Origin of the sequence: Nonlabens tegetincola, from assembly GCF_002954355.1 — a bacterium.
GTDB classification, from domain to species: domain Bacteria; phylum Bacteroidota; class Bacteroidia; order Flavobacteriales; family Flavobacteriaceae; genus Nonlabens; species Nonlabens tegetincola.
Genome location: NZ_MQVV01000017.1, coordinates 229,791 through 247,075, shown reverse-complemented (window position 1 = coordinate 247,075; position 17,285 = coordinate 229,791). Strand labels below are relative to the sequence as shown.

Sequence of the window (17,285 nt, the reverse complement as noted above, 5' to 3'; positions counted from 1 at the left end):
CAAAACTATTATAAATCCAGACTTAATTGATCTGGTAAAAGTTTAAAGCTTTTTCTATGGTATTTTGTACTACCATATTGTTTAATAGCGTGGCGATGTGCAACTGTGGGATAGCCCTGATTTTTATGCCAATCATAATTAGGGAATTCCCTAGATATTTTTTCCATAAAATCATCTCTATATGTTTTGGCGAGTATGGAAGCAGCTGCGATGTTGAGGTATTTTCCATCACCTTTAATCACTGTTGTGTAAGGTATTTCGTTGCATGGTTTAAAACGATTGCCATCAACGGCTATATGATCAGGTTTACTTTCAAGACCCTTTATTGATTGATGCATTGCCAGAATACTTGCATTCAATATATTAATCTCATCGATTTTCTCCATCATTACATGCGATACATGAAATGATATTGCTTCTTTTTCTATAATAGGTCTAAGTTCATACCTACGCTTTCGCGAAAGCTTTTTACTATCATTCAATTCAGGACATTTAAAGTCTGGTGGTAAAATAACAGCAGCAGCAGTGACGGGTCCGGCAAGACAGCCACGTCCAGCTTCATCAGTTCCTGCCTCAATAAGATTGGGTTTTACTTGTAATAAAAGCATACTGCGAATGTAATTAATATCAATTACCTTTATAAAAACACATTACTTAATTTGAATGTGCAAAGAAGGAAAACATGAAAACTATTCGAATTTTAAAACGTAGTTTAACTATAACAGGATTAGTTCTTATCCTACCAATTATCGGTATGGTGTTTAGTAAAGAGGTGAATTGGGATTTGCTAGATTTCTTAGTTATGGGTGTGATGCTGTTTACAACAAGCGTTCTGTTGCATTATATTTGGTTTTCTTACACTTCTTCAAAATGGAGGTACGGCCTAATTGTACTAGCTCTCATTGCTTTTTTCTTACTTTGGATAGAGCTTGCTGTTGGTATTTTTAATTAATCTATACCTATAGATTAATAGGAACTCAATAACTTCTAATTGCTATCGTTATCTTACTTTTGAGCCGTGATTAAAAAAATGAGATTTCTTTTATTTCTATTGTTGGCTTTTCCTGTACTTTCTATAGCACAAGAAAAGGAGTTGATATCAGCTGGAGAAGTTCGAACTTCTGATAGATTTACATCTTTGAATGGAGATCAAAATACAGATCAACCTGGCGTTCAAGTTAAGGGAGATAAGCCACCGATTACAGATTACCTAATCATATCTGCACAACGTGATACGACTCACGTAGATACCACTTTACACATTTACAAAGATTACAAATTCAATTATTTGCGCAAGGATAATTTTGAATTACAACCTTTTCACAATGTAGGTCAACCTTATAATGAATTAGGAAAGTCTTATTCATTAAATACACTCACTCCATCAATGGGTGCGCGAGCTAGGCATACAGGATATTTAGAAGTACAGGATATGCAGTATTATAGAATGCCTACTCCTTTAACCGATTTATACTTTAAAACAGCAGTAAATCAAGGGCAGCAGTTAGACGCTACCTTTACAAGTAATATTTCTCCTCAATTTAATTTCTCTATCGGTTATAAAGGAGTGCGCAGCGCAGGAGACTATGCTCGCACACTTACTAGCACAGGGATATTTAAATTCACGGCAAATTATGTTTCAAAAAATAAGAAGTATAAAGCTATAGCACATACAACCTTTCAAGATTTATCTAATCAAGAGAATGGTGGTATTGTGGCTATTGCCGTTCAAGGATTTGTTGATAACGATGAGGATTTTGATGATAGAGGACGATTAGACCCTAATCTAGAAAATGCTGAAGGTACATTGAACGGTCGTCGATTTTATATCAATCATGAATATGAGTTTCTAGGTAAAAAGGATTCAACCAGTTTCTACAGCGCAAGATTGTATAATGAAATGTTTTATGAAGATAAATTGTACAGGTTTGAGCAGTCTTCACCAGATGAAGAATTTCTAGGAAATGCCTTTGGGAATGCAATTAATGATAAAACAGATTTTGAACAAGGAGATATTGAAGTAGGTTTACTCTATGATCATCATTTGTTAGGTCATTTTAAAGCAGGATTCACCAGGCAGGCATATAATTATGGTTATAATCGTGTTCTTGATTTTGGGACTTCTTCAATTACCAATAGACTCAAGGGTGAAACATACCAATTATCAGGAACGTTTAGTAAGAATTATAAAGGATTTGATATTCAAGGTGATGGTGGTGTAATACTATTTGGTGATTTGACAGGTCAATTTTTAAATGCATCGGCTAGTTATGATTTTAAGTTGTTTAAGCTTAGTGCTTCTTTAGATTTGAGCTCGCAATCTCCTAATTTTAATGCGCTTTTATTCCAAAGTGATTATGAAAATTATAATTGGCAAAATGCTTTTGACAATATCGAGAAGCAACAATTTTCTATTGATTTAAAATCGGATAAACTTCTAGATGCACAGTTAAGCATTACTAGAATTCAGGATTATGTTTATTTCACCGAAAATCAGTTATTGGACTCTGATTTGAATACGGTAGGTTATAATGCAGTTCCTCAACAATTTGATTCTGAAATTACGTATTTAAAATTGAAGTTGCACAAAGGATTTAAGTTCTTGACCCATTTTGGTATGGATCATACCGTCATGCTTCAGTCTGTTGACCAAAATCAAGAAGTATTAAACTTACCAGAAGTAGTTACTCGAAATACCTTTTACTATGAGAATAGGTTTTTTAAAAGAGCTTTACAACTACAAACCGGTTTTACATTAAAATTTTTTACTTCCTACAATATGGATGGATACGATCCTGTATTAGGGGAATTCTATACGCAAAACAATCAAGAGTTTGGTGATTTTCCTATGATTGATGTTTTCTTAAATGGTAAGATTAGACAAACAAGAATATTCTTTAAGGCAGAACATATCAATGCACTCTTTGGTAAGCAGGATTACTTCAGTGCTCCATTACATCCTTATCGTGATTTCACTTTTAGATTCGGTATAGTGTGGAATTTCTTTTTATAAAATTGTATTAAAAACGTTAAATAATTATGTTTCAAGTGGTTGATTTTGAGTGAAATCAGCTGTTTTTCTTTAACATTTACAAACTCTCTTATGAATTCATTAAAACCGAGGTGTAAGATTCTTCGTAAATATGTATGAATTCAAAAACAATTACAATGAAAAAGTATTTTTTATACAGCGGTTTGCTGTTAAGTACACTAACCTTATTTAACTGTTCTGACGATGATGATGTTGTAGAAGGACGTTTTGACCGAGCAGAACTCTATGTAACCAGTACAGCAAGTGGTGACATCACAGTCTATGACTTTTCTGATGATGATCAGGTTGAAACTACAACTCTTACGACATTAAGTACCTCTAACGAAGGTATTGAGTACGATGGTGATACAGACGAGTTATTTGTTGCATCACGTAGTGCTCTTAACTTAAGTGTTTTTACAGATGTAGAGGCTACTATTGAATCAGGAGCTGTTGCAGCAGCAACAGGTATTACCGCGACGGCTGCATTTAACAGTCCTAGAGCACTAGCTATTAATGGTGACAATGTAGTAGTAGCAGATAATGGTACTAATCAATTATTCGTTTATACTAGAACATCAAGCGGTTTGCAATTGCGTAATACGTTTGATATAGCTTTTGATTTATGGGGCGTTGAGTTTGTAGGATCAGATTTATATGCGGTAGTTGATAATACCTCAGATCTAGCAATTTTTACCAATTTCCTATCAAATACAACTGATGGTTCACTAGCTGCAACCAAACAAATTACAATTGAAGGAATCGTAAGAACACACGGTATTGCCTATGATGCACAAGATGACTTATTAATTATGACAGATGTTGGCCTGGCTTCTAGTGATACAGATGGTGCATATCACGTTATTGATAATGCGCTTTCTCAAATAGCAGGAGTTGCAAATGGTGGGACTTTGGCACTATCATCTCAAACAAGAGTTGCAGGTTCAAATACGTTTTTAGGTAATCCAATTGATGTTGATTACGATACCGAATCAAATACCATTTTTATTGCAGAGATTGCTAATGGTGGTGGACGAGTACTTGCATTTGACGTAGCACAATCTGGAAATGCTAATCCAGCTATTAACAACATGCTTGCTGGTTGTAGCTCATTAGATTTCTACGGGAACGACTAATTCTCAAATTCTATAAAGAAATATTAATTGTTGCGCTTGTTCGAGCGCAACAATTTTTTTTTGCTCTATATTTGGCGATCATGAGATATAACCAATACATATCCATATTACTAATCGCCCTGTTTACTAGCATGCAATTGATGAACTTGCATAGCTGGTCACATGATGATGATCATGAAACAGATTGCGAGGTATGTGTTATATCTCACGAGTTTCAGGAACTTCAATATGATTTCCCACAATTAGGGACATGGACTCCATCTATTCAAAATCACATCCCTGTTGATGGTGTTGTTGTTTATTACGCTTCCGCGAAAGCGAACTCAACATCAAACATTCTCTTTACAAGACCGCCGCCAGTACTAGCCTAATTCCGTTTTTTGAATTAGTTATTACAATCCCTTACTATGTTTAAATATTTATTAGTAGTCATATTTATGGCTACTGTTGCAATGTGTACAGCACAAGATTGCAAGAACACCCTTAAAGGTAAGATTACCGATTTTCATAATAATAAACCACTAGAACTAGCCCAAGTATATGTAGAGGAGCAAGAGCGTACTTATACGTCAAACTCAGCTGGTGAGTATCAAGTAAATGACTTGTGTACAGGAGTTTACCATCTTATTATTACTCATATTGATTGTGATAAAAAATCAATTGAGGTCATTGTAAATCAAGATAAAATCTTAAATATTACTCTCGAACATCATATCAATGAACTTGATGAGGTACAGGTTGTTGCCGATGTTCATGATGATCATGCAACTACTCAAAATGCAACTCGTATTGATAAGGAATTAATTCAAAAGTATAGCGGTGCAACCCTAGGAGATGCGCTAGAAACTGTGCCTGGAGTGTCATCACTTAAAACAGGTCAAGGTGTCGTAAAGCCTATCGTGCACGGATTGTATGGTAGTAGAATTACCATTGTAAATAATGGTGTGAGGTTACAAGATCAAGAATGGGGAACAGAACATGCTCCAAATATTGATCCCAACACAGCATCTTCTATAAGAGTTATTAAAGGTAGTAGTGCCTTACGTTATGGTGGCGACGCGGTAGGAGGAACTATAATAATAGACCAAGCTCGTGTAATAAGTAAGGATACTCTTATGGGTAACGCAATCTTAACCGGTCAATCGAATGGTCGTGGCGGAGCTATAACTGCTGGTATACAGCGATATAAAAAGTCAGGCTGGTATCAACAGGCAAATATTACTTTCAAGCGACTGGGAGATTTTGAAGCCCCAGATTATATTCTTTCTAATACGGGTTCTCAAACAGCTGCTACTAGACTTGCAGTTGGGTATAAGCAATTTGAATACGGTTTAAGTGCTGAATATAATTTTTACGATACTGAATTAGGTATTTTAAGAGCATCTCACATTGGTAATACCGCCGACTTAGTGCGTAGTATAAATTCTGGTGAACCTGCTATCATTAATGAGTTTACTTATGATATTGATGAGCCAAAACAAGAGGTCATACATCACCAAGTTGCTCTTAACGCTTTTAAACGCTTTAGAAATCTAGGAAAGTTTGAATTCAACTACCAGTATCAACTTAATAACAGAAAAGAATTTGATGTACGTAGAGGTGCGCTTTCTGAACGTGCTGCACTAGATATTGATTTAAAAACACACAATTTTCAAGGATATCTACATATTGACGCTAGCGATAAATGGAATCATGAACTAGGATTGGATGCCGTTTTACAAACCAATTCACCAGATGCAACAACTGGTGTGCGTCGTCTTATTCCCGATTATAATTCCATTAAGGTAGGTGGTTTTGTAGGAACTCAATATCAATTTACAGATAGACTAATGATTGAGGCTGGTGCTAGATACGATCATTATTCAATAGACGCTAAAAAGTTTTATATCACCTCTCGTTGGGAATCTTTGGGATATGATGTGCGATTTGCACAGTTTGAACGATTTAGAGAATCTATCCAAGTTTATACTGAACCAGAATTGGATTTTGATTTATTCGCATTTTCAAGTGGTGTTCAATACTCATTTAGAGATCACTTTGATATAACCTTTAATGTGTCTCACTCACAGCGTGCTCCAAATCCAGGAGAGCTTTTTAGTGAAGGATTACATCACGCTTTAGCAACTATCGAAATAGGTCGTTTAGAATTAAATAAAGAAGTGTCAAATAAGATCAGTGCTAGTTTTCATGCTAACTATAATAACTGGGATGTAGAACTTGCACCTTATTACAATCGTATTAATGACTTTATACAATTAGTTCCTAATGGAGTACAGCTTACGAATCGAGGTGCGTTTGCAGTCTATGAATATGAACAGTTAGATGCTGTTCTGGCTGGTGTTGATATAAGTGCTAGTTACCATATAAAAAGGAAAGAAACGATAAAACGAACTCCATATAATAGAACAATCAACGTTACTAAGAACTGGATATCGTTAGGTGCACAGTTCTCTTACGTGTATGGAGAGGATGTGAAAAACGATAAACCCTTAATCGATATTCCACCAGCTCAGTTATTAACTAAAATCGAAATTGAGAATGTTTTTACGGAAGGCTTGCAGGTAGAAATTGCAAATCAGCAAGTATGGAAACAAAACAGATTTCCTGACAACGATTATGAAATCACTTATGCCGCAGATAATGGGAACGCAGTTACTGAAACTGTAGAAATATCAGAATCTCCAGATGCTTACAACTTATGGAACCTAGGTCTAGCTTACTCCATTAAGTCACAAAATAATAAACCTAACTTGAGTTTTAGACTTCAAGTGAACAATGTACTTTCTACCAAGTACAGAGATTATCTCAATCGACAACGTTTTTACGCAGATGAAATAGGTAGGAATTTCATCGCACAAATTTTGTATAATTTTTAAATTTTTAATTATGAAAAAAGTTCTTAGAACTACAACCGCTTTAATGATGACAGCTGTACTATTTGTAAGTTGTGACAACGACGATGATAACCCAGATATCATCAATCCAGAGGAATTAATAACTACGGTTGAATTAACTCTAACAAATGACAATGATGCGACAGATATTGTTGTGCTTGAAGCGTTTGATGAGGATGGGGAAGAAGGTCCTATCGCTCCAGTAGTTCGTCAAAATGGTGCCCTTACGGCAAATGCAACCTACTCAGGTATGGTAAGATTTTTAGATGCCAGTGATCCGGCAGATGTTGAGGATATTACTGTTGAAGTAAGAGACGAAGCAGATGAGCATGAAGTATTCTACGTGACTGATGTTGCTGGTGTAGCGATTGCTAAAAATGATGTAGATGGTGGTGGTAATCCATTAGGATTGGATACTACAGTTACTACTGGAGCTGCTGGTTCAGGTAACTTTACTATCGTATTACGTCATGAACCTACTAAGCCTAATGACGGTACTCTAACTGGAGCTGGTGGTGAAAGTGATATTGAAGTAACATTCCCACTTACAGTACAGTAGTTTATTAGATTTATTGAATGAAAAAACCCTTGCTGTTTTAGCAAGGGTTTTTTTAATATGTGATATTTAATTAATCTACAGTATCTTCAATATCGTCTGCAACATCTTCTACTGCATCTTCTACTTTTTCTCCTGTTGATTTTTCTCTACAACTTGAAATACTTAACGTAAAAGTTGCAACAGCTACTAGAATTAAAAATTTCTTTAACATAATAATGATTTTAAAAGTTAGTGTTGATGATTCTATTATAAAGGTTTTCTACCGCTTATAATATTAATTAAAATTACAATTACTGCAATTACTAATAGAACGTGTAGTAATCCGCCAGTTGACATGCCTGGTACAATTCCAAACATACCCAATGCCCAAACGATAACACAAATGACGGCTACTAACCATAAAATACTTCTCATAATATATAGTTTTTGTTTTTGATTAATCTAAAAGTACTTATGATTTTGATGTTGATTTCTAAATAAATTAATAATTACGATTAATTTATGTTAAATCAATAGAAAGTCAAATTTAATATTGAGATGGGTTTTTCATCACATCCTGAGCTCGTTGTTTATGTCGTTCTAATTTTTCTTTATCCATTTTATTTAGAGTTCCCAGCATCATGTTCATGCGCTGGTTGTTTTTGAAAAACTCTTGTTTGTCATCTAGAAAATTCCAGTATAGCGAATTAAAAGGGCAAGCATCCTCTTCAGCATTTTTCTTACTTACTTTGTATTTACAGCCTTTACAATAGTTACTCATTTTATTGATATAACTACCGCTAGAAACATAAGGTTTAGTCGCTACAATCCCACCATCAGCCCATTGAGACATTCCTCTAGTATTAGTTATTTCAACCCATTCAATAGCATCAATGTAAACTCCTAAATACCAATCGCAAACTTGGTTGGGATGAGTTTGTGTAAGCAGTGCATAATTACCAGTTATCATCAATCGTTGTATGTGATGAGCATAGGCATTGTCTAGTGAGTTATTTATGCTGTGTTTAAGACAATTCATATCAGTTTCACCAGTCCAGTAAAAGTCTGGTAGATCGTTCTGGTTGTCAAGTTTGTTTGATCTAGCGTAACTTGGCATTTCCTTCCAATATATTCCACGCATGAACTCACGCCAGCCCAAAATTTGTCTCACAAATCCTTCAACTTGTGAGATGTCAATCTTGCGTTTGTCTTCTCTCCATTTATCAACTACTTTTTCTATAACCTCTTTAGGATGAAGCATCTTAGAATTTAGGGCAAAGCTTAATCTACTGTGGTATAAATACTCCTGATTGGTATGCATGGCGTCCTGATAATCGCCAAAATGAACGAGTAACTCATCACAAAAATAATTGAGTACTTTAAGTGCATCAGCTCGCGAAGTAGGCCAGTTGAAATTACTACTATCAATACGTCCAAAAGTCAAAACATCTTCTTCTTTTAGCATTTCTACAATTTCACTTACATCCTTACGAAATCCTTTTTCCTTCGGAATTTCAGTATCACCATCCCATTTGTTTCGATTGCTTTTATCGTAGTTCCATTTTCCGCCTTCTGGTTCCTTGTCACCTACAATCATGATATCGTGTTTCTTGCGCATGTCACGATAGAAATATTCCATAGTCATTCGTTTTTTTCCTTCAAAAAACTTTTCTACATCCTTTCTTTTGGTGAAAAAATGCTCAGTATCATATCCTTCCCATTCTATATCTAAGGACTTGCAAAAGTCTCGCAATTGTTGGTCCAATCGGTATTCGTCAGGAGCTAGGTACTCAAATTTTTCAATGCCGTGTTTATCAATAATATGGTTGAGGTTGTCTACAAGGTTGTGCTTGTTCTCGCTTTCGCGAAAGCGGAAATATTCTACCTGCATTCCACGATCCTCTAACCACGATGAAAACTCGCGCATCGCCTGAAAAAATCCTACAACTTTTTGAATGTGATGCTTTACATAATCTGTTTCTTGGCGCATTTCTGCCATATGATAAATAATGTGATCTTGATCGCCGTTATACCATGAATGCTTGTAGTTAAGTTGATCTCCTAGAATAAGACGTAATGTTTTTTTGGGCATGATGTAACGTTTTTAAAGATTTGAATACCTATTTATCAAAGATTTAAGTATGAAAAGGTCTAACTATTTTGTTTTGTTTGTAACGGCTATTTGGTTATTATTACTGGCTTATCTCAGCTTTTTTACTAAAGTCGGTTTAACAATCTTGTTAATTGTATATACTATAGGTCAAGGATTTTTAACTGCGTGGTTTCTTCCAAAATATGCTAAGAAGAAGCGTTGTTGTTAATGAATTCAACATTTCCAATTAAAATAACTTTTCCTGCAACCATTTTTTGCGATATTTATGTTCATTGTCATAACGATCGGCTTGTAGCTTAATATTAAAAGTTCTATTTCTAGGATCATTACCTACACCACTATTATACATCCAGTTTCCATAGTTTGAATGCACGTCATAGTCTATTAAAATGTGCTCAAAGTAAGCAGCACCTAGTCGCCAATCCTGTTCACGATGCATGCTCCAGTAACTGGCTACATTTTGTCTACCACGATTGCTCATAAAACCTGTAGCTGCTAGTTCTTTCATGTTTGCGTTTACGAAGTCTTCATGCGTTTCACCATTGATCCATTTTTCTAATTCTCGCTTGCTAGCTTTCCATTCATAATCTCTGTGTAATATTCCACCTAGATTGAAAATATTATGTTCATGTTTTAATGAAACATACTTAAAGAAATCACGCCAAATCAATTCAAAAACTAACCAGTAAGTATCTTGGTTTTTCTTTACTTCTTTTTCAAACCGTTTTACTTCCCAATATATCTGTCTGGCACTTATGCATCCTAAGGCTAGCCATGGACTGAATTTACTACTATAATCAGTTCCTAATAATCCGTTTCTTGTTTTCTTATAGTATTTCAATTTTTCAGTATCCCAGAAATAGTGGTCTAAACGATCCCATGCTGCAATCTCACCACCTTCAAAAGGAAAAGCACTGTTAGGGTGTTTTTTAAACTCCTCAAGTCCCAAATCAGCAAGGGACGGAATAGGAGTGAAGGTTACTTTGGACATTTCTTGTTTGTAACCTTCAATATCTACTGTATTGCGCACTTCACTTTGTTTCTCACACTTCTTACGGAATTCGGTAAATACCTTGGGAATTTGTTGCCAGTTGTCAAAAGGAACGTCTTCTGGGTGAAATAAAAATTGATCATAAACGCGATGACCTTTTGGTTTACGGTCCAAGGTCGAAAGTGCTTTACCTAGAGCTTCTTCTTGCGCTACTTCGTCACGTGTCCATTCTTTTTGTAGATAGATATCAGTTATTTCATACTCTTCTACTAATTGCGGAATGATATTTTCTGGTTTGTCGTGAAATAGTAATAAGGGAATTCCATGCTCTTCTAATCCTTTACGCAGGTCGTTTAACGCTTCACGAATAAATTGTGCTCTGTATTTTCCTGTTTTTCCGAAAGGTACTTTAAAGGGCAAGTTCATTCCAAAATCACTTTCTTGATAATACCGTGGATCAAAAAAGTATACAGCTATTACATCACCTTTATTATCACAAGCTGCTTTCAGACTTACATTATCCTGAATACGTAAATCGTTTCTATACCAGATTAAATTCATTCTTGTTTTGTTTTACTTTACTTATTTCTACTTTCTACATTTTTTACTACAATACACTACGTTGTCCCAGTTCTTTTCCCACTTCTTACGCCATGTAAACTCTCGTTCACAAGAAGGACAAACTTTAGTAGGCAAACCATGTGGATTACGAGCTTTTTGTTTCATTTGTATTGTAGGTGATTGGTTTTACATCAGTTTCAATTTGAGCGTATGTATACCGATGAGTGAGAGAAGCTTTGCCATAGGCGTCAAGACCATTAATTATAGTACTTTCTGCTTCTTCAAGATTCAAAAATCCATCTTCAAGAATGTAATCTTCCCTCAGAAAAACGTCAGTAATTTTACATATAACTAGACGACATTGATTTTCATCAATAAGAATATCATTTACATAACTAGCAGCAACTTGTATGTTTGAATTTGCAACGAAAGGAGCCTTAAATCCAGTTCGTTCTATTTTTTCTATATCTAATTCTTGAAACTCTGAAATGTCAACAGGGAATTTAGCACTTGTGCTATGAGCTTTCTTTATAAGTGAGGGATTAACGTGATTTAATGTTAGGTAACCCGTTGCTTTTAAGTTTTCATAAGTGTGACCAGCTCCATATCCCAAAGGCCTAAGTATAAAGCAAAATAGAGCAGGATTGCTTCCTAAATGGGTTACGTTGCTAAATATTGCTAGGTTATCAATTCCTTCTTTTGATCGAGTGCCAATCAAATGAGCCGGCTTGAATCCGGTAAGACCTGTTATCAAGTTTCCTCGATAAAACCGATCCATTTCAGATATATCTTCCGATGAAATGTGTTTCATTTGTTTAACTATTACAATCAAAAGTAAAACAAATATTACTTAGGGTACTTTATAAAAACTTAAAGTTTAAATGCAAAGTTGGTATATAAAAAAACCGAACTAGTTCAACTAGTTCGGTTTTAATATGAAAAAATGATATTCTAATTTTTTATGAACTGGGTAGAATAATTGTGACTAGAGGTCTGTACTTTAATTAAGTAAACACCTTTTGCTATTGAATCTAAACCTTGCACACGAGTTTTGTTTGAGTCAATTTTCTCAGATTTAACTAATTTTCCTGATACGTCATAAATACTAAGTTGTGCATTTTCAAACTCTACAGAGTTCAATTCTACATTTAATATTCCTGAACTTAATGGATTAGGATATATTGATAGTGCGTTGCTATTCGTAATGTCGCCCTGTGTCAATGTTGAATTTTGAAAAACTAACTCAAATCTATTGCTGTCTACACTAGCATTATCTGATGGTGAAATTTGAAAATTAATTAATGTACGATTGTTCATGTTTAATGGATGAAGTTGAGAAGTATAAGTATCTCTTAAGTAAACTTGATTTCCATTTAAGTCATCAACTGATATTTCAAAAGTATAATCAGTAACTAAATAGTTTGAAATGTGTAAAGGAACAACTTCATCCAATGTTGGAAGAACACGTCTTTCAATACTTAATTTTTGAGAACCTTTGTCAATGCTTATGTTGGCATTTAATCCATTTACTTTTACGGCATCGTCTAGATTTATATTATCATCATATTGATCGTTAAATTCAATATATAAACCATCACTTTCTGATTGATTGGCTTGTAATCTTGAAGTTTGATAAAGCTTTACAAACACAAATTCAGAATTTAAATTAGATCTAAAGACACCTGCGTTTGAGGAACCTGATATTTTGTTAGTTTCTTCGATCGTTACATTCGGATTTGTTGTAGTAGCAGTCATAAATACCGCTTGTCCAGGCTCTAGTACTTGGGTGGTATTTCCTACAGTTCCTACTCCTGAAGTCATATCAATAGTAGAGTAAGTTCCTCTAGGTCCAATTGTTGGATCCCAGTAATACATGTCATTACCTACACCAGATTTCGTCACAGTACTTAAATCAAGTTTTGCTTGGTAAGGATTTGCCATTGAGAAAAACTCTCCCGTGTTTAATGTTGGGCTACTAGTTAAAGAACCTGTGTGTAAATTTCCTCTAGCTCTTAAGGTAGTTGCTGTTACTGCAGCAGTATTGTTGGACAAATCTGTATTTCTATCTCCTCTAATCATTATGCGATAAAAGGTTCCTGGAACAAATTGTTCTGTTTTAGTATTTGAAACAGCATCCCAAGTTTGAGAATTACTTATCCATTTGAATAAACTAGGGTTACCACTTGACGTTTCATCTAATCCAGTAGTTGAATTAACCGTTCCTATTGTTCCAGCTGTTCCGGTTATATGAGTACCAAACCCTGATAGAGCCGAACCGCTTTCTTGCCACCCGTCAAAAACAGTTGAACCACTTACAGTAGGACCTATAAATCGGAAAGCTCTATTACCAGCTGGAATAAACTGTTCTACCATAACTTCACCTGTTATTGAAGCTCCTGTGCCTAATGTATTAAAAACCGCGGTATGTTGTGCATTGCTCTTAAATACTAGATTATTATTGGTATTCAAGTTTCCGTTAAGAACTTCTAATGATTTAAGTATTTCTAAAGTTCCTAACACCTCTACATCACTAGTATTATTGGCTTTTAAATGGTCAATAGATCCGTTACCAGTTATAAATTGCTGGACATTTGCATTGAGTTCTATAGAATGCTCACCAATAATTTCACCATTTACATCTGCATTTCCTTTAATACTTACTGTGTTATTATTGACCATGAGTGTGGACTCATCATCCATATAAAGATTATTAAATTCGGCTACGTCATTTAGTATAGCAGTATTACCATCATTGATATAAAGGTTATTACTGCTGCTTATTGAGGACGATGGATCATTTGTCCAGGATGTTCCATCCCAAAGATAAACTACGGATTCGCAAGAGGTTGATAAGGTAAATCCATCTCTTGTTACCGATCCATCAGAAGTGAACACCAAGGTTATACAACCGTTGGTTGTTGTTGCGGCAATTGAATTGTGTAATAAGTCTCCAGAACCATTTGCAGGAGTGTCATTACGGTCCCAACACCACGCGTTTCCTCCATTAGGCGGTGCGATTATAGTTCCCGAAGTAGAATCTCCGTCATAAATTGTCAAACCATCATAACATCCAGATCCATTATTTTCAATGTTAAATTCAGAAAAGTTGATAACAACCTTTTCTCCTGGTGCGTTTGGACAGATTGTATATACTTGATTTTCATTATCACCGTATTCTGCACCAGTTCCTCCTGAATCAGCAAGACTTGCTCCACACCAATCGGCACTAGTAGTCACGTTTAAAACTTGAAAACTACTTGCACAATTTGCTCTTACATAGATATCATAAGAAGTGTTTTGAGTAAGATTAGAAAGAGTATGTGGGATAGAAAATACATTGGCAGTACCTACTGCTGGTGCAGCGGCTCCAGAATTTAAGATTACTACTTCCCATTGGTTACCTGCAGGACTATTATTCTCTAACCAGCTTATGGTAACTGAATCAGATGTAATAGCATCTGTTTGAAGATTAGAAATATTACTACATCCTGGCGTTGAAACTGCAATAGTATAATCTTCCACTTCACCATACGTAAAGGTTTCACAAGAAGTAGAAATGGTATCATATTGCATGATAACGCGCATTCTTGTACTACCAGATAATGCGTTTGAAGGAATTGTGATGGTTCCTGAAGCAGGAGTGCCTGTGGTGTTTCTTTCCGTATACACAGTTTCATCTTGGTCATCAAAATCTCCATCTTGGTTGAAATCTATGAAGACAGCATATCCTTCTGTGTAGGCAGGTCCGTTCCAAGTAGGAGTAATAGTAATTGGATAACTAGAACCAGGATCAACATTAGCTATTAAATTAGTATAATCGCCGTAACCACCAGTTTCAGCAGTTGTAGAATTATTGATGGAACTAAACTGAACGCGACTTATAAACTCATCTGATTGATCTGTACCATAGGATTCACAGTACGTCACAACAGTTGTAGAAAAAGTGATGACAGAACTGTAAGAGCTTTGTGAACTACTACATACACTTCTTACTCTTAATTCGTAAGTGGTAGATGGTGTCAATCCGGTAAGTAAATATTCTGCTCTGTTTGTACTTGCGGTATTCCATGTTGATGTTCCGCTTTCGCGAAAGCTTACCTCATAGCCAGCACCAGGAATAGCATCCCAATTTATAAACGCACTTGAATGAGTAGCGTTTACAGCGGTTACATTAGTAGGAGTAGTTGCTACGCAAGGTGCGTTACTTGCAAGTCCAGTGACAATTAATGAGAAATTCTGACTACCTGTGGCAAGAGAGCCTTTGTGCGTTACTGTAATGGTGTAACTGCCAGAAGGATTATCAACATCAACACGCTCATATGGATCTCTGTTATTATCGCCTTTACCATTTGTGGTTACTCCTGTTAATCTCCATGGAGTGAATGTATCGTTGTTTTGAGTAATTCTTATGTCAAGATCGTTAATCAATTTTGGACTATTATCGTTAACATTAGTTGTTGCAGTACCAGGTAAATCAGTCCAAGATATTGATGCTTGTAGCGTGTCAAAGTTGTTAGAATTTACAACTATTTGATACGATTGACCTGAACTTAATGAAAGCTCTGAAATTATAGATGTGTCGCCGTTTGCGGTAATAACTTCTGCAGCTTTTTTAGCATTTAATAATCCCCAACCGAATACTGCATCTGGTCCCGTAGGGCCTGCGTCATCTGCGGTGTGTAATGCCAATCCTTTTAAAGTAGCGGCACGCATGAATGTATTATTTACATCATTATAGTGTTCTTGAAGTAATAAAAGAGAACCAGCAACATTAGGTGATGCCATGGATGTACCACTTATACTATCGTAGTCATTGTCGCTTGATTCAAAAGTAGAGTAAACACCTGTACCATTTCCTGTAATGTCTGGTTTGATGCGTAAATCATCTGTAGGTCCTTCACTAGAGCTAGTGTTTATCGAAACACTAGATAAACTACCATCGGGATTCACAATTGCGTCTCGAGCATTGGCTACAACCAAATTATTTTTTGAAGTTTTGAATCCTGTTAATTTATCATACTGACCATTGTTATCAAGAGGAGCGTTATTTGCTGTGTTATCATTACCGTCATTACCGGCTGCTGTCACCATCAAGTAGTATGGTGTATTGTAAAGTAAATCGTCCCAATCCCTGGAAACATCTATGTATCCTCCAAAAAGATAATCTGGTAACTGTGCGTTTCCATTTTGATCTCTAGCTGCATATCCATAGGAATGGTTTGATATAAGCATTCCTTGTTGTGATGCTGTTAGTGCTTCAACATAGTCATTGTTCCAGTCGTAGCCTACTGCGCTAGCACTAGGTGCCATTCCTTTTGCATCTGCTTGAGCTCCATAGGCGATTATGGTTCCTGTAACATGTGCTGCATGAAAGTTTAATGAGGTTGTAGCGTCTCCTACAGAGAAACGATTTGATCCACCAGGTCCATCGTATTCTACGTGTGTTGTCCTTGCCACTCCACCATCCCAAACGTGTGCTACTAGATTTTGACCATCCAGATCGAGGTTAAGACCACCATTGGCATGTAGAAAATTAGTTCTTGTACTACGTGCTGCATCGGTGTTGTAAGTGGTGTAATAAACAGGAACTCCGTTAATGATTCTTTGTATCTCGAATAACCTACCATCGTCAGTTTGGTTTTTTACTTTCAGGTTATTTTGGTTTATGAAATTTTGTACGGCTTCGCTTTGCTTTTCGTTTTCAGCAACAGCTTGTTTTTTGAGTTGTTCTAGTGCTTGCTGATTCGAATTCCTAACAATAACCTCTTTTTGTTTAAGAGTTTGGGAAAAACTAAGGAAGCTCATCAAACTAAATATGAGCAATATAGATAGAGTAATTGTTTGTTTCATAGGGATTATTAGTTGACATTCAATAATATCCAAGAAACACGATAAACGCAATTAAATTTAGGATGAAATGCGTTAAAATATTTTCCTTGCGTTTTAATATATTGATATTCAATTTATTGCATGGTTGTTAAATTGGGTAAATTGTAATTAAATCGTGTAGTTTAACGATTT

The 17,285-nt window shown here is 35.6% G+C and carries 14 protein-coding genes; 6 read left to right on the top strand and 8 right to left on the bottom strand.

The window, feature by feature from the left end:
• Positions 1-8 precede the first annotated feature (8 nt).
• The gene (gene rnhB, locus BST93_RS12735) at positions 9-608 is read right to left on the bottom strand and encodes a ribonuclease HII (RefSeq protein ID WP_105019460.1); all 600 of its coding nucleotides are present in this window, start codon (positions 606-608) and stop codon (positions 9-11) included.
• Between the two features lie 74 nt (positions 609-682).
• On the opposite strand from rnhB, the gene BST93_RS12730 reads away from it, so the two are divergent.
• The 6 genes from BST93_RS12730 to BST93_RS12705 all read left to right on the top strand — a co-directional run bounded on the left by BST93_RS12730 (position 683) and on the right by BST93_RS12705 (position 7,620).
• On the top strand, positions 683-952 hold the full coding sequence (locus BST93_RS12730) for a hypothetical protein (protein ID WP_105019459.1): 270 nt from the start codon (positions 683-685) through the stop codon (positions 950-952).
• A gap of 78 nt (positions 953-1,030) precedes the next feature.
• Positions 1,031-3,013 carry a putative porin gene (locus BST93_RS12725; RefSeq protein ID WP_105019458.1) on the top strand — a complete coding sequence of 661 codons (1,983 nt, stop codon included), beginning with the start codon at positions 1,031-1,033 and terminating at the stop codon, positions 3,011-3,013.
• A gap of 155 nt (positions 3,014-3,168) precedes the next feature.
• Positions 3,169-4,167 carry a YncE family protein gene (locus BST93_RS12720; RefSeq protein ID WP_060524232.1) on the top strand — a complete coding sequence of 333 codons (999 nt, stop codon included), beginning with the start codon at positions 3,169-3,171 and terminating at the stop codon, positions 4,165-4,167.
• 80 nt (positions 4,168-4,247) lie between these two features.
• The gene (locus BST93_RS12715) at positions 4,248-4,538 is read left to right on the top strand and encodes a hypothetical protein (protein WP_105019457.1); all 291 of its coding nucleotides are present in this window, start codon (positions 4,248-4,250) and stop codon (positions 4,536-4,538) included.
• A gap of 36 nt (positions 4,539-4,574) precedes the next feature.
• A complete protein-coding gene (locus tag BST93_RS12710; RefSeq protein ID WP_258150546.1) occupies positions 4,575-7,043 on the top strand; it encodes a TonB-dependent receptor in 2,469 nt (822 codons plus the stop codon).
• A gap of 10 nt (positions 7,044-7,053) precedes the next feature.
• Positions 7,054-7,620, top strand: coding sequence for a type 1 periplasmic binding fold superfamily protein (locus BST93_RS12705; RefSeq protein ID WP_240919405.1), 567 nt, complete (start codon positions 7,054-7,056; stop codon positions 7,618-7,620).
• 70 nt (positions 7,621-7,690) lie between these two features.
• Here BST93_RS12705 and BST93_RS14225 read toward each other — a convergent pair whose 3' ends face one another.
• From BST93_RS14225 to BST93_RS12675, 7 genes are all read right to left on the bottom strand, one after another.
• Positions 7,691-7,831, bottom strand: coding sequence for a hypothetical protein (locus tag BST93_RS14225; protein WP_167342367.1), 141 nt, complete (start codon positions 7,829-7,831; stop codon positions 7,691-7,693).
• 35 nt (positions 7,832-7,866) lie between these two features.
• Entirely contained in the window at positions 7,867-8,034 is a 168-nt protein-coding gene (locus BST93_RS12700) for a lmo0937 family membrane protein (protein WP_105019456.1), read from the bottom strand.
• Positions 8,035-8,146: 112 nt separating this feature from the next.
• Positions 8,147-9,691 (bottom strand): cryptochrome/photolyase family protein, encoded by a 1,545-nt coding sequence (locus BST93_RS12695; RefSeq protein ID WP_105019455.1) that lies wholly within the window; start codon positions 9,689-9,691, stop codon positions 8,147-8,149.
• Between the two features lie 247 nt (positions 9,692-9,938).
• On the bottom strand, positions 9,939-11,264 hold the full coding sequence (locus tag BST93_RS12690; RefSeq protein WP_105019454.1) for a DASH family cryptochrome: 1,326 nt from the start codon (positions 11,262-11,264) through the stop codon (positions 9,939-9,941).
• A gap of 27 nt (positions 11,265-11,291) precedes the next feature.
• Positions 11,292-11,429, bottom strand: a complete 138-nt coding sequence (locus tag BST93_RS12685) for a DUF2256 domain-containing protein (protein WP_082586950.1) — start codon at positions 11,427-11,429, stop codon at positions 11,292-11,294.
• A complete protein-coding gene (locus BST93_RS12680) occupies positions 11,410-12,075 on the bottom strand; it encodes a flavin reductase family protein (protein WP_105019453.1) in 666 nt (221 codons plus the stop codon). The genes BST93_RS12685 and BST93_RS12680 overlap by 20 nt, the downstream gene beginning before the upstream one ends.
• A gap of 140 nt (positions 12,076-12,215) precedes the next feature.
• Entirely contained in the window at positions 12,216-17,114 is a 4,899-nt protein-coding gene (locus BST93_RS12675) for a S8 family serine peptidase (RefSeq protein ID WP_146105031.1), read from the bottom strand.
• Between the last annotated feature and the right edge of the window lie 171 nt (positions 17,115-17,285).

Bases quoted from the DNA above. Each gene is read 5' to 3' on its own strand.
- BST93_RS12690 (WP_105019454.1), bottom strand. From the start codon at position 11,264: ATGAATTTAATCTGGTATAGAAACGATTTACGTATTCAGGATAATGTA.
- BST93_RS14225 (WP_167342367.1), bottom strand. From the start codon at position 7,831: ATGTTAAAGAAATTTTTAATTCTAGTAGCTGTTGCAACTTTTACGTTA.
- BST93_RS12675 (WP_146105031.1), bottom strand. From the start codon at position 17,114: ATGAAACAAACAATTACTCTATCTATATTGCTCATATTTAGTTTGATG.
- rnhB (WP_105019460.1), bottom strand. From the start codon at position 608: ATGCTTTTATTACAAGTAAAACCCAATCTTATTGAGGCAGGAACTGAT.
- BST93_RS12725 (WP_105019458.1), top strand. From the start codon at position 1,031: ATGAGATTTCTTTTATTTCTATTGTTGGCTTTTCCTGTACTTTCTATA.
- BST93_RS12685 (WP_082586950.1), bottom strand. From the start codon at position 11,429: ATGAAACAAAAAGCTCGTAATCCACATGGTTTGCCTACTAAAGTTTGT.
- BST93_RS12705 (WP_240919405.1), top strand. From the start codon at position 7,054: ATGAAAAAAGTTCTTAGAACTACAACCGCTTTAATGATGACAGCTGTA.
- BST93_RS12695 (WP_105019455.1), bottom strand. From the start codon at position 9,691: ATGCCCAAAAAAACATTACGTCTTATTCTAGGAGATCAACTTAACTAC.
- BST93_RS12680 (WP_105019453.1), bottom strand. From the start codon at position 12,075: ATGAAACACATTTCATCGGAAGATATATCTGAAATGGATCGGTTTTAT.
- BST93_RS12715 (WP_105019457.1), top strand. From the start codon at position 4,248: ATGAGATATAACCAATACATATCCATATTACTAATCGCCCTGTTTACT.
- BST93_RS12710 (WP_258150546.1), top strand. From the start codon at position 4,575: ATGTTTAAATATTTATTAGTAGTCATATTTATGGCTACTGTTGCAATG.
- BST93_RS12730 (WP_105019459.1), top strand. From the start codon at position 683: ATGAAAACTATTCGAATTTTAAAACGTAGTTTAACTATAACAGGATTA.
- BST93_RS12700 (WP_105019456.1), bottom strand. From the start codon at position 8,034: ATGAGAAGTATTTTATGGTTAGTAGCCGTCATTTGTGTTATCGTTTGG.
- BST93_RS12720 (WP_060524232.1), top strand. From the start codon at position 3,169: ATGAAAAAGTATTTTTTATACAGCGGTTTGCTGTTAAGTACACTAACC.